The 13,156-nt window shown below is 57.7% G+C and carries 9 protein-coding genes and 1 pseudogene; 2 read left to right on the forward strand and 8 right to left on the reverse strand.

Translation table 11 applies throughout. The features are described 5' to 3' along the window. The first annotated feature begins 219 nt into the window (after positions 1 to 219). On the forward strand, positions 220 to 663 hold the full coding sequence (locus AC066S_RS36195; RefSeq protein WP_235884895.1) for a Ulp1 family isopeptidase: 444 nt from the start codon (positions 220 to 222) through the stop codon (positions 661 to 663). Positions 664 to 994: 331 nt separating this feature from the next. Here AC066S_RS36195 and AC066S_RS36200 read toward each other — a convergent pair whose 3' ends face one another. The 3 genes from AC066S_RS36200 to AC066S_RS36210 form a co-directional block, all read right to left on the reverse strand. After that, the gene (locus AC066S_RS36200) at positions 995 to 1,441 is read right to left on the reverse strand and encodes a DUF2478 domain-containing protein (protein WP_347338648.1); all 447 of its coding nucleotides are present in this window, start codon (positions 1,439 to 1,441) and stop codon (positions 995 to 997) included. Between the two features lie 54 nt (positions 1,442 to 1,495). Next, a complete protein-coding gene (modC, locus tag AC066S_RS36205; protein WP_126261671.1) occupies positions 1,496 to 2,620 on the reverse strand; it encodes a molybdenum ABC transporter ATP-binding protein in 1,125 nt (374 codons plus the stop codon). Positions 2,621 to 3,760: 1,140 nt separating this feature from the next. Then, complete coding sequence (locus AC066S_RS36210; RefSeq protein WP_430642559.1) at positions 3,761 to 4,768, reverse strand: cytochrome-c peroxidase; 1,008 nt, start codon at positions 4,766 to 4,768, stop codon at positions 3,761 to 3,763. A gap of 1,437 nt (positions 4,769 to 6,205) precedes the next feature. Between AC066S_RS36210 and AC066S_RS36215 the strand changes: the two genes are divergently transcribed. Then, a complete protein-coding gene (locus tag AC066S_RS36215) occupies positions 6,206 to 6,511 on the forward strand; it encodes a hypothetical protein (protein ID WP_126261672.1) in 306 nt (101 codons plus the stop codon). Positions 6,512 to 6,565: 54 nt separating this feature from the next. Here the strand turns inward: AC066S_RS36215 and AC066S_RS36220 are convergent, their stop codons facing one another. The 5 genes and pseudogenes from AC066S_RS36220 to AC066S_RS36240 form a co-directional block, all read right to left on the reverse strand. Next, complete coding sequence (locus AC066S_RS36220) at positions 6,566 to 6,865, reverse strand: hypothetical protein (RefSeq protein WP_235884893.1); 300 nt, start codon at positions 6,863 to 6,865, stop codon at positions 6,566 to 6,568. 245 nt (positions 6,866 to 7,110) lie between these two features. Further along, positions 7,111 to 7,830, reverse strand: a complete 720-nt coding sequence (locus AC066S_RS36225) for a hypothetical protein (RefSeq protein WP_126261674.1) — start codon at positions 7,828 to 7,830, stop codon at positions 7,111 to 7,113. A gap of 58 nt (positions 7,831 to 7,888) precedes the next feature. Next, positions 7,889 to 8,638: a P-loop NTPase family protein gene (locus AC066S_RS36230; RefSeq protein WP_126261675.1), complete on the reverse strand. Its 750-nt coding sequence runs from the start codon at positions 8,636 to 8,638 to the stop codon at positions 7,889 to 7,891. A gap of 1,443 nt (positions 8,639 to 10,081) precedes the next feature. Continuing rightward, complete coding sequence (locus tag AC066S_RS36235) at positions 10,082 to 11,515, reverse strand: M16 family metallopeptidase (protein ID WP_126261676.1); 1,434 nt, start codon at positions 11,513 to 11,515, stop codon at positions 10,082 to 10,084. Beyond that, positions 11,515 to 12,867, reverse strand: a pseudogene (locus AC066S_RS36240) (M16 family metallopeptidase). Before AC066S_RS36240 ends, AC066S_RS36235 begins: the two are co-directional and overlap by 1 nt. Between the last annotated feature and the right edge of the window lie 289 nt (positions 12,868 to 13,156).

Below are 13,156 nucleotides of genomic sequence, written 5' to 3' on the forward strand. Positions count from 1 at the left end.
ATTGGCAGCATGGCTCACAGCCGGTGCCGGATTTCCTGCTCGATGTACTTGACAATAAAATGCTGTTGCCAAGTTCGCGAATGGCTCCCCAGCCGGTCTCCATCAACGGGGCGACCTACTCCATCACGTTGGGTCCGCGAGGACGCCGCGACGCTCAGCTGATCCATCATGCTGGCCCATTCTCGGCTCCTAAGGCCAGGGTCGGCGGTTCGGCTGCGAGTGCCTCTGCCGGCGACCGCAGCGGACGACGCGCTATCCGCATTCCATCAGATTGTCGATGATCCCAATGGTAACGACACAGCCGACTTTCTGTTCTTGCCGGTGAATGACGCCAGCACCATGGGTCCCGATGACCGCGGGTCCCATTGGTCGTTGCTGCTGGTGGACCGCCGCGATCGCAACAATCCAGTCGCCTACCACTATGACTCCGCCCGGGGACGCAATGACAGACCCGCAGCAATGCTCGCAGCGCATGTGGGAGCCGAAGACAACCTGCAAAACGCCCCGATACGCCAGCAGAGGAACGGCTACGATTGTGGTGTCTTTGTGCTCGACGGTACGCGGGCGCTGGCCAGGCGGTTGGCGGGCAGACGTCAGCCAGACCTGAACCTAAGCAATCTCGTCCTCGACCGGCAGGCACTGCAGAACCGACTGAGGGGTTGATATCGGCGGAAAGGGCAGCTGGTTGAACTCTCGCCATAGAAGGTCCGCAATCGGCACGTTCGCAAGGCATCGCGGTGGCGCAGAGCGTGGGAGCGGACGCAAGAGCTAAGGCTGTTTTCGGAGGCGGAAGAGCCTGATGGGCGATTTCGGAGACGACGTGGTCGACTGTCTCCTGTCGTCATCAAGCGATCCGGTATCATCGTCCCCAAATAACCGCAGCTGGTCTGAAGGCCCCGCTGCGCGCCCGTCTCGTTGAGATCTCGCGCCACCATTGCTCCAAGGATTGACGATCACAAGGCAGCAGCGTGCCAACGCCCGCGGTGAAGGTTCGTCAGTCGGCAAGGCATTTTCTCGGAACGGCTATCAGGACTGGTACGCCTTGGGTGATCGCGTCAACGAAATCGGCGCGCAGGCCCCGGCCAGCGGCTTCTTGTTTGGCGAATTTGTTGATCACGAGAAGATCTATATTGTTGCGAAGTGCCCGGGAAACGACAGCTGCGGCCTCAGCAAGCCCATTTGTGTCGAGATTACAGGACATAGCTCCGCTGCCGAGTGGCTGGGAAATCGAGATCTCTTGTCCTGTCGCAACATCGATTGCGAGCATGACGTGCGTGCCATTTGCGCACCTCGCGTGTCGCTGCACGATACCGCCGATGCGTACGCCTTGCTGCGCGATGTCCTGCGCGAAATCGGCGAGTAGCCTATCAACATCGTCTTTTGGACGGTAGAGAATAGCCCCCACACTATTCGGATCTATCTCATCCATATTATCGATCACGGCCGGGTCCCTGTTGATGTGTTTCTCGTATCGGGACATAGCTGTCGAACGCTCTCATGCGGATCGTGGCAGGCGTTGCAAGCACCGCTCGGCAGCCGCGAGCGGAACGGCGCGCGCGATCTCCGCAAAAACGTTCGCTCCATTGCTGAGCCGTAGCGCATCAAACGAGCGGCGCGTGATGCGCGCCAAAAGCGGCGCGCCAGAACGGCAAGTTTCAAGAGCCAGAACCAAGGTGACCTCCGCCTCGTCGAACGGCAGAAAGGCTTTGATGCGTGCCGGAAATACATTGAGGATAGAGCTTGCACGTGGGGGCTCGCACGCGATGCTGACATCGCCGGCTGCGATGCGCAGCCGCAGCTGCGCGCCCGGTCTAAGCGGCACTCCAGGTATCAGAAGGCGCGCCCCGTTGAGGCGGAGCATGATCAGCCCGTAGCGCCCATCATAGCCGCCGACCAAGGTATCAAGACAGACTGCCGCTTCGCCGCGCCCGGCAAGCGCCGGATCGGTCTGAACGATGTTGAGCGGCCCGGCCGCAGTCACGACGCCATCTTTCATCATGACAAGATGATCGGCAAAACGCTCGATATCAGCGTAATCTTGGGTGATGTAGATCATCGGCAATGGGAGGGTTTCCCGTATGCGCTCGAGAAATGGCAGGATCTCGCATTTGGCGGCGCGGTCGAGCACAATGAGTGGATCGTCCAGCAAAAGTAGCTGAGGCTGGCCCAACAGCGCGCTGCCAAGGGCAAGTCGCTGTCGCTCGGCCGCCGAAAGATGTGATGGCGAACGCTCGAGCAGCGGCGACAAGGCGAGCAATTCGACCACCCCATCAAAATCGATTAGTGTTGGTGTCGATGTTGACGCCTTGTATAGGAGGGTGCGCCGTACAGACCAATGAGAAAGAGGAATTGGTGGTCGGAATACATATGCGACGGGACGCAGATGAGGCGGTCGAAACTTTGTCTCATCCTGCCAAATCTCTCCATCGACCGCACAAAATCCAGTCGGCACATGCTGCACGCCAGCGATGCAGCGCGCGAGTGTGGTCTTGCCGCACCCGGGCGGACCAAAAATTGCTGTGACGCCTTTGGCCGGCAGGATGAATTGCGCATCTAACGGAATGTTCGCGAGAGAGCCGTTGAACGCAACCTCAATATAGCCCGTTCTTGCTTCTCTCATGAACCTGCGCCTGTGCTGTATCTTCCCATCCAAGTCACGAGCACAGCTGCAATAGAGATGATCGCCGTGCCTTAGATAATCCGGCCGGTGCCGCTCCAGCACGGCGTCTCTGCTCGCCTGAGGGCATAAGCTGCGGCGGTGGACTGCAGATCTGTGTTAAGATCAGAGGCTTCCTGAGCATCTCCGCGCCGCGAGGATCGTGACAGTCGGACGCTGCCCAGTGCGCTTGCCAATGAGAGGCAAAGCGCCTCTCCCTTAGCGCGAGGTTTTCAGCCTGCTTCGCCGGCCCGGAGGCTTTTGCTGAATGTCCAAATTGCGCGGCTCGAGAGGTTTGGCGGTAAAGATGCCGGCTCAGGCCAGAGCTGAATACTGGCTCGGGGCCCGAAATCCGCATCAAGGATCCCACGGCTTTGCGAGCCGATTTGAAGTTTGCGCCGGGAGCTACGGTCATGGCTTCTGCATTCTCGGGTGCGACCAGCATCAAAGCCAGATCGATCAGGATGAATCGGATAAATCTCATTGAAACTCCGGCTCCCCGCGCCCCTTCTTTGGCGGCGACTGATTGATCCCTACCCAGCAATCCGCGTGCCGTTTCAAGGAATATCTGCGCGTCTTGCGGCAAGGGAGGTTTTGTATCGGTCTCCACCCGACATCTTAAGTCGTCACATCTTATTGTAGGACTGTGGACGCTCGCGTCACCATGCGCACATGTAGGAGCTACCACGTGGAAGCTGAGGATGATCCATCGCCTTTTGGATTGGGGATGGTGCTTTGGCGAACATGCGGCCGTAAAACTCGTCAATGAGGGACAAGTGGATGCCATCCGATGGCGCACGTTCCGATCTGTGCGGAGGAGAAGGTCGGCGGCCGGGCGCTTGGAAAAAGGGCTGATGTGAGATGATATGCGGTGCCCGCGAGCTACGGCAGAACGTCTCCTAGCAGCACGGGTTGCCGACGTATTTCAGGGCGCGCGGGCCTTCGTTGCCTCGCGAGTCGACGCAGGATTGAGCTGCCCAAGACGGATGACTTGACCGGCGCCTAAGGAACTCTGGCGTCGGCGACGAACGGGTTGGGGCTTGAGGTCCGCAATTTGAGCCTGCTGAATGCTCCAGCTTGGATCGCCTACGCTATCGTGAAGGCCTATTTGTCTAAGGAGGACGTTGGCGTTGCAATGGTGCGCGTGGGCAGTATCGGGTACTCGATCTTCGGCAGCTGCCCGGTGAGCGAATTCAGAAAGGCGACAATCTCGTCAGTTTCTTCATCGCTGAGCTTTGCTCTAAGCTGAACCTCACTCATGACGCCGACCGCTTGCTTAAGACTCCAAACTTGACCAGAATGAAAGTAGGGCGGACGCAATGCGATGTTGCGCAATGGCGCCGAGCGGAAAACATACTCGTCGCCGGGATCCTTAGTGACGGCAAAACGACCCTTGTCTTCCTTTGGAAGCAGGCTTTCGGCTGGCCCTTTAATGACGCCGAAGCGAAAATAATCCTGTCCACCGACGTTAATTCCGTTGTGGCAAGAGGAACATCCCTTTTCGATGAATAGCTTTAGCCCGGTTTTCTGCTGATCGCTGAGAGCATATTCATCGCCCTCGAGGTACTGATCGAAGGGGGCGGCGGGAGTAATCAAGATTGCCTCGAAAGCCTCGATGGCCTTGGCGAAATTTTCAAACGTAACGGGCGCCACTTCGTTTGGAAAAGCCTTACTGAACATAACGACATAATCGGTCATTGAATTCAATGTTTTGAGCACGTGATCGGGCGTCGCATTCATTTCGACGCTGGCCTGGACAGGGCCTGCGGCTTGCGCCTTAAGATCCGCCGCTCGACCATCCCAGAACTGCGCCACGTTGAAGACCGCGTTATAGACTGTTGGCGCACGACGTGACCCCAGCTGCCAACGATGACCAATCGACCTCCGGCCGGCATCTACCCTGCCCGTCCCAAGGTTATGACACGTATTGCAGCTAATAACGCCGCTCGCCGATAGCCTCGAATCGAAAAATAAGGATTTGTCAAGTGTGATCTTTTCATGGGTGATAGGATTGTCCTTCACCGCTGGAGCGACTGAGGGAATTGGCTTGAAAATCCGCTTGGCGACGCGCATCAAATCCTCATTGGCGCCTGCTGCGGGGGAAACCAGAATGGCTGAGGCCACAACACTTAACCTACCGGCCCTGGAAAGCTCGCGTACCGCTTCCTCATGTGATGTCTCGCTTTTCTCCTAGATCGTGGAATCGCAAACATAGCGCTCGGTCCGCGTCCGCCCGCAGAACGACGTGCAGCAGTCAGCGAATGGTGTCTTCCGTATGCTGGGCTAGGCTGCACCCAGGCCGACGCTCCGCCGGTGCTATAGCAACCAGCGTGCCAGGGGGCTCAAGGTCGAAGCCTACTGAGCTGGTTTCAAGCAATTGCGTACTGTGAATTGCAGCAAGCGGCTTGAGGCTGTCGAATCAACGGTACGTGACCCGTGCGACGAATCATCATCCAGCCACAGGAATCCTGGCCTGTCGGTCCACGCCTCCGTGCTTCTCGGAAACTCACCCGTACGGCACTCTTTGACTCTGCAGGTCAGCTGGCTGGGACCGCGAACAAAGCGAGCTGCGCCGGCGCAGCTTGTCGCTGCTCGGCTCGATGCGTGCGCTTTGAGCTTCAACCCCCACCCCGCGGTGCAGTCGGTCAGGCGTGCAGTTGTCAGGAGTTCGTCCTACTGCCACCAAATGTGGGTATGCCCGTCTCAGCACGTATTCACACGTGCCGGACGCTCAAAGTCCTTGAATCGACCGTGGCGTCAGGTTGTAGGCATTACGAAGTAGAACGCCACCGGGGAGACAGCATCGCCACACATGCGCTAAACGGCCAATCTTTGCCGTACCTCCGTCTTCGCAATGAGCGTGTTGCGCGTGGCGGGACGATGGAGGCCTTAATCATTGCGGCTGCCCCGCAACAGGCGCGATCATGGCTGCCGACGCGCCGTATCCGGCAAACAGATGACGCTCGCGGGGCAAAGAATAATAGTGAAGGATATGCGACTTAAGACAGGTTTGGTGAATAAAGAGCAACGAATGAGCTGGATTTGCAATGCGCATTGCTGTGCATCCGCCCTCGCTGTGATCGTGATCGCGATCGCGGCCACGTGGTGCACAGAACAAGCTCGTGCGCGAGATCGTGGGGCCGAGCAAGTCTTAATGTCATGCAGACTAGACGTGATGCGCTTCTGTGACCGCTTTAGAGGGCCTAGCGATGTGGAGGTAGCCATCTTTTGCCTTAGGGACAATTTCAAGAATTTACGCGGCGAATGCCGCCGCATCATGCCAATTGCGGCGGAGAGAAAAGAAGGACCAAGACGGCGTCTCAATAGGCTTCCGGTCGTCCTCCATCGAGAGTGAGGCGTCCGAGTGGCAGTTGCAGAAATTGAGCGACAGTGAGGTGTTCAGACCTGCGGGCCAGAGTTTGGCCGAAAGTCGATCGGGCTGAAGCATCAGCCTGCCGCGCCGCAGTTCATCTATCCGGGGGCTGAGCTCCGTGAATCGATTGGCCCCGATCAGCGATCGATGTGCGCCCACGCGTGCTACGAGATTGCATGCGCTCTGAACTTCAATTTCGTACTGAAGCAGTTGCGCTCTTCAGCGCTGCAGCGATCCGCCGACTTTGGGCCCGCCGTGAGATTGCCATCGACTTGGTCGTAGCTGGTCGGAAGGACAATCTGTGTAACTGCGGTGGTTACGGCAGGACATCTGCAGGAATTCGTGCTGCCCATCAATCTATGGCGTTGTGGTCGGCAACGAAGTATTTTCCGGCAGGCTATAACTGGCAAAAGATCGCCGGAACGTTAGCGTTGGAGGTTGTTCCGTCGTGGTCTTCTTCAGGTGTCTCAGCTGGAGAATAGCCCGTTTTCGACTGCCGGGCTAAAGACACAGATAGAGCCAGGAAACCTCTTTTGTTATCCGCCCATCGACTTCCCGAAGGAACTGCTTGATGCCATTGCGGCGTTGTCGATGGGCGCTTCAGGGGAATCAGTTTGCCCGATCGTGATGCTCTTGGCCGAATACCGTTTCGGGCTCAAGGTCAAAGGAAACGCCGTCGCCAAGAGCCATTCAAAGGCAGAAAGTTGTTCAACCAGACGATTCTCGACGGCCTTGCGCTCCGCGCCAGGTAGGTCCGTTTTAAGGAGTCGACGGCACCGCCAGATTTCGCTCCGCAGGGATCTGATCTCACTTAATGCATCATCAATTGGAGTCATCACAGATGCTTCGTCCCTGGAGTATCAAGCATAGCGCTGGTCATCGAGCGGCCATTCCTTCGCTCCGCATTCCTGCCGAATAATTGCATCCGAAGACTCGCGACTTTCCCGCCCGTTCGTTCGGTGAGCAAAGATACGCAGTCCACTGAAGGGTCGTAAATCGAAATTCATGCGTTCGAGACCCTTGAGAGCGCCATCGAAGCGACCCATAGACCTGACGCATAGATGGCAGGCAGATCGGAATCTCAAGTAGCCCTTGTGCAACGTAGGCTGTCGATATCCGTGCCCCGAGATCGATAGACCTTTCGCAACATCACACTCGAATCCAGATCGCGAAACATGCTGTAGTTCCGTCGGATCCATTGATGCAGCTCGGTGGACCAGTCATTCTCGTTGCGTAGATATCCAGTGAAGGAAAAGCCAAGCCGGTCTATATATCTCTTGAGGAACAGCGGAAGCGCGGGAATCCGAAGCACCCGCTCGCCGTCCATCGCTTCAGGTAATTCGCCACGAAGCACGAATTCATTGTGGACGGTGACCAGCGACGCCGCCGGAATTCGCCGCCGCAGCATTTCATAACCGCGAAAGGAGATGCGGTCAGCGCCTGCGATGAAGAGAATGATGGGGGCGACATAGCAGCGCGCCGTCTCCTTCATGAAGCCGATCTCTTCGCACATCCTGAAGAATTCGTCGAAGGCGTGAAAGCCGAGATCGATTACCTTGGCGACCCGGTCGTGGATGATAAGAGGGTCCATCAGCTGCATCTTGCCATAAGTGTCGATCACATCCGCGGTCTCCGTGATGTTAGGGAGGTAGTCGAGCAACGACGGCTCTTTCAAGTTGACATCAAACGACAGTGCTGTGCCGTTTTTCAGCAGCAAGAACTCGCTCATGGCCCGAGCGATGAGAGTTTTACCGACCTGCGGGCTAGGAGAGCAAATGATGTAGATGGGGGTCGCTAACATAGCCAGCAGATCAATTTCGTTTCGTACGTGGGCCCGACCTGAGCTCGCCGAAATGCGACTACTTCTCGCCGGGCCGGGTAGCGGACTTGGCGCCGGCCAATTCCGTCAAGTTGATGCGATCAAATTCGCTCCAGACATTTGCCAGCCAATGCCGGACATAACCGCGCAGCACGAAGGAGTTGTTCGCGGGTTCATCGTTCCGCCCCTTGTTCGCGACGAAGTCTACGAATGGGACGGATGCAACTTCCACCTGCTCATAAGCCATCTCGTTGAGCTTCGGTATGACCAACTCAGTCGCATGTTTGATGCGGTGAAAATAGGAATTATAGGTCGCTTGATCCCACTGGAAGAATTGAGTGTCGTTGATGAAGTTCTTGACTAGGTAGTACTTTGCGCCGTTCATGAAGGTCGCGGTCTCCGCGATTTCGTCTAACGAAGCGATGGATGATCCCAGGATATGGAATACGGCGAATGTTATCTGGCCAGACCGCGCTGAGTCCAGAAATCCGATGTCGCGCAAGGAAGCCAGCGCAGAGGACAGTAAGCCTGCGCGAGCATCAATGACAGTGACGGACAGCCCTGAGTTCAGGGTATCGAAGATCTTCATCTGGTCCGCTGTCGCCGTCATGTCAACGATCTCGGTGATCTCGGGATAAAAGCGCTTCAGCGTTCCCCGCGGCGACTCCGTGTCGAATGCGCGTGTTTGCACGTTGTTGACGCTGAAGTAGTCCAGTAGCGTTCGTGATACGGTGGTTTTGCCGACCCCTCCCTTGTCCGCACCTACCACAATTACAACTGGCTTCACCATGGAAATCTCCTGAGACACTCGCTATTGCCGCGCGCAAACTGCGCAACCGACGCGTCTCTGCTTTGGATGCGAACATGGCAGAAAGAAGGGGCAATGAACCTTCGGATGAGAGAGATCTGCAACCGATGAACATTTCAACATCAAGCGAGTGACGGCCTTGGATTGCAATGACGATGCAAGCCGATAATGGTGAGTAAATCACTCGTGGTGGTGATCTAGGTGAGGTTTGTAAGCGGCTGGAATGCGTGCCGCCAAGAACCAATGGCCTGCCTGTGGTGATCGTTGCGTTGCCATAAGTTATCTATCGACGCCGCTATCTAGATTGGCATAAAGCGACCGAATCTTACGTAGCGTTAGATTGCGAGCTCGGGGAAGAAAAGGTGGTGTGCTACGCGGTACGACTATGGCTTGGTAAATCATCAAAGGTCCGCTGGAACAGATCGTCGTCTTTTCGGCAGACAATGACCCTGAACGAGCGAGCTCTCACTCTGCTAAAGAGATCGAGATGTGCGAGCGCTGAAACGGGCTGCTGACGCAAATAGCAAGCACACATCTGTTCGCGTCGAGCCGAGATTATCGTCTCATGGAGAACGAGATCGAAGGCTGAGCGGGCACGCCCGACGGCGCAACATCGGTGGCAAGCGAGATCGAGGACGCTGCGTCAAAAGAAGGCCGGCGTCGAGCGAATAGGACCGGCGATCCTCCCCTCGGGCGCTGCGGGAAGCTGCGCGGAATGAACGATGGCCTGGCGCGTGTGCGCTCTCGCTGGGCCGCTTCCTGGGGGCGTCGGACGGTGTACGTTACCGTTTTGAAGCGCCCACTCTGATCACCCTTTCAGTTTACTCGGGCAAGCCCGCCTGAAAGGGAATGCGAGGTGCGCGTCCACTTCTCGTTTCTTCTGGTCGGTGGCGCTTTATATAGTTGGTCTGCATATTCGGCCTCGGCGTAAAGCTACACCACGCTTGCCTTCATATGGGGCAACCACCGGAGTCTGCCAGACATTCCCTAGGTTTGCGCTGGAGGGGCATCGATGCCGCTGGCGCCACGGTACAGCCCTGCCGGCTTAACGCAGCTCGAGCGCAGGCCGAAGGCGATCGAAAGTAGCGATCCTCTGGCGCTGCGAAGAGCTCCGATGCGGCCATCGCTGATAGCCTGGAAATGGAGAATTGGGACAAGCCATTTGGTAAGGGGTTATTTCCACGCCTGAGCTATTGCCCAATGGCAGGACGACAGTGCCTCAACTTACTGTTCGCCGGGGCTATTTTCTATCTTGCATTTGGTTGCCCTGAAGACTTCAACCCGGACTACTTATTTGGCAACGCGATTGAGCAAAAACCGTGCTCGAGCGGCCGCATGGTAGCTGTCCGCGAGCTAAAGGCGGGTGGCTAGGCGCACTCTGTGCGGAGCAGCCAGGTGCTTGCTAAGCGCCTGGCTGCCAGAAAGTCAATTCGGTGGCGCCATCGGAGCGGCATTTAGCTGCCGGGCCCCTGGCGGAAGTATGGTCGCCGATGGCACGGTGGTCGGCTGCGTTGCGTCATTTGGAGAGCGGCCAACGATAATCGTGAGCAGACCATCGCCCCACAGCCGCCGCGCTGCTCTCTTGGCGTCTGCCAACGTCACCCCATCGACCACGGCGTTGTGCTTTTCGAAATAGTCGATGGGCAGCTTGTCAAGCTGCTGCTGCTGCAGCGTCCGCGCAAGCTTTGATGATGTGTTGAGAGCCAGCATTTGCGAGCCCTTCAGGTAGGACTTTGCATCATCGAGTTCCTGCTGAGTCGGTCCTTTCTCAGCGATGTGGCGGACCTGCTTCTCGATTTCTTCGACCGTTTCGTCGGCACGATCGGCGCAAGTGCCGCTATTGCCGAGAAACATGGCTGAATGATCCAGCCAGACCAGGTTCTCACGAACGGAGTAGGCTAGTCCGCGCTTCTCGCGGACTTCGCGGAACAAACGCGACGTCAGGCCGGCGCCGCCGAGGATGCGGTTGACCACATAGGTGGCCATGAAATCGGGCTCGGTGCGACGGACGGCTGGACCGCCAAAAGTTACAACTGTCTGCGGAACGTCGAGCGGAAAAAAGACCCGCTGCGGCGGCTTTGCTGCGATGACGTCGGAAACCGGCGTCGCTTCCGCTTTGGTCGGCAGGCTGCCAAAGGTTTTGTCGAGCAGCTTGCAGAGGACCTCTGGATCGACGTCGCCGACCACCGCGAGCTTGAGCGTGTCTTTTGCGAGCACGCGTCGGACATAGCCCTTGAGATCCGCGACTTCGACCTTCGGCACGCTTTCCAGCGAGCCCCCGACTGGGCGAGCATAAGGATGATTGATAAAGGCGACCTCGAGGAACTTGCGATGGGCCAGAGACGAAGGATCGGTCGAGTCGTGCCGAAGGCTCGCAAGCACAGTGGCACGGATCCGTTCGACATCGGCCGCGTCGAAACGGGGCGAGGTTAGCGCCATCCGTAAAAGGTCGAAGGCGTCGTCTGCGTTGTCCTCGAGCGTGCGCAAGGAACCGCGGAAGTGATCATGGGTCGAGTGAAAATGCAGATCAATGGCACGATGCTCGAGCCGCTCATGAAAGGTCTTGAAGTCAAGCTCGGCGGAACCCTCCTTGAGCAGGCCAGCAACCATGTGGCTTACGCCAGGTTTTTGTTCGGGGTCCTGAGTCGCGCCGCCGGTGAAGGCAAATTCCATCGCGATCAACGGGACAGTGGAATCCTGCACGAACCAGGCTTCTATACCGCAAGACGAAACCAGGCGCCTGATCCTGGTCCGGGCATGCGTCCTTGTGGCGGCAAGCGAATTGGGCGAAGCGAGCGTGGCGATTGAGAGCGAGCTTGCCCCAAGGAGGACCTCACGTCGTGTGCAAGGATGGATCATTAGAGCTTCTCCCCGTGTTTTACGGTGGACTCTTTGATGAGATAGCCGGTCACCGCTCGTTTCTTGTCGAACCATTTCCGCGCGGCCCCCTGCACCTGCTGGGCACCGACCGCGCGGATGCCATCCGGCCAGCCCCGAATATCGTCGATGGATAGTCCCGTTGTGAGGCCGCGGCCATACCAGCGTGCGAGCATCTCCTGATTGTCCTGGGCGTAGGTTACCCGCGCGATCAGCCGCGTCTTGACCCTCTCGAGATCTGCGGTGCTCGCGGGATTACCCGCAATGTCGGCTATTACCTCGTCGATGGAGCGCTCGATCTGGCTGAGTTTGACGCCGGGTTTTGGTACGGCAGAAGCCGCGAATAGCGAGGGATCGAGCGCGGCCGAGTGGTAACTCGCTCCGGCAGTGACCGCGAGCTGCTTTTCGACCACCAGCGAGCGATAGAGGTATGAGTTGACACCGCCGCCCATCAACTGCTCGAGCACGTCAAGCACTGGACCCTCGCCGGCGGCCGCGGTGTGAGCCGATGGTACGAGATAATAGCGGTGCAGGGCTGGCTGCTCGACGCGGGCATCGGCCAACGTCACTGTGCGCGGCGCGGCCGACGTCGGCTCCTACGGCCGAAGGCGTTCCAGGGGAATTGATGCTTGCGTGGGGATGGCGCCAAATGTCTCCGTCACCACCGAGCGGATTTTCTTAGGGGCGACGTCGCCAGCGACGATCAGGATCGCGTTGTTCGGTGCATGAATGCGCTTGTAGAAAGTAAGCGCATCCTCTCGGGTAAGCTTTTCGATTTCGTGGCGCCACCCGATAATCGGGCGTCCATAGGGGTGGTTGAGGTAAAGCGCCGCCATCATCTGCTCGGCGAGACGTTCACGCGGATTGTTGGCGACGCTCATATTGAATTCCTCCAGCACGACGTCGCGCTCGGAAAGCACGTCCTCATCTTTGAGGATGAGACCGGTCATGCGGTCGGCTTCAAATTCCATCATCTTGCCGAGGTGCTCGCGCGGCACGTGCTGGAAGTAGCTGGTGTAGTCGAGCCCGGTGAAGGCGTTCTGATTGCCGCCGGCGCGCAGGACGGCCTTGGAGAATTCATTCGCTGGATGTTTGGAGGTGCCCTTGAACATCAGGTGTTCGAGGAAATGCGCAAGCCCCGATTTGCCAGGCGGCTCGTCGGCGGAACCGACCTTATACCAGATCATCTGAGTCACAACGGGTGTGCGATGATCCGGGATCACGACCACCTGGAGGCCGTTCTGAAGCGTGAAGCTAGCTGGTCGATCCGATCTGACCGTGTCGGCAAAGACGCCCTCCCCTTTAGGAAGATATAAGTCAGTGCTATCATCCATTCTGTGCTCGACCGCCAGCGCGGTAGGCGTCGTCGTGCCAGAGGCATTAGTGGCGGTACCTCCTGCCTTGGCGGTGACCGAAATCAGATTCTTCATGGTATCGCCTTTCATTCCATGCTGATCAACGTTCATGGCAGACAAATCCGACAAAGCGCGGAGCCGCTAGTAGCCCTGCACAGTGATTATGACTCTTTGGAAGAGTTGGGATAGGCGCGGCCCATTTTGGCTCGGGCCGTGTCCGTGTTGAACATCCATTTGATGCGGGAGCGTGCGGCATTCCTCTGCCGTT

It is taken from the genome of Bradyrhizobium sp. CFUWI (assembly GCF_056429085.1).

What these genes read in the sequence shown, in the direction of transcription:
- modC (WP_126261671.1), bottom strand. Translation starts at nt 2,620, where the DNA reads ATGAGAGAAGCAAGAACGGGCTATATTGAGGTTGCGTTCAACGGCTCT.
- AC066S_RS36225 (WP_126261674.1), bottom strand. Translation starts at nt 7,830, where the DNA reads ATGTTAGCGACCCCCATCTACATCATTTGCTCTCCTAGCCCGCAGGTC.
- AC066S_RS36220 (WP_235884893.1), bottom strand. Translation starts at nt 6,865, where the DNA reads ATGACTCCAATTGATGATGCATTAAGTGAGATCAGATCCCTGCGGAGC.
- AC066S_RS36215 (WP_126261672.1), top strand. Translation starts at nt 6,206, where the DNA reads ATGCGCTCTGAACTTCAATTTCGTACTGAAGCAGTTGCGCTCTTCAGC.
- AC066S_RS36230 (WP_126261675.1), bottom strand. Translation starts at nt 8,638, where the DNA reads ATGGTGAAGCCAGTTGTAATTGTGGTAGGTGCGGACAAGGGAGGGGTC.
- AC066S_RS36235 (WP_126261676.1), bottom strand. Translation starts at nt 11,515, where the DNA reads ATGATCCATCCTTGCACACGACGTGAGGTCCTCCTTGGGGCAAGCTCG.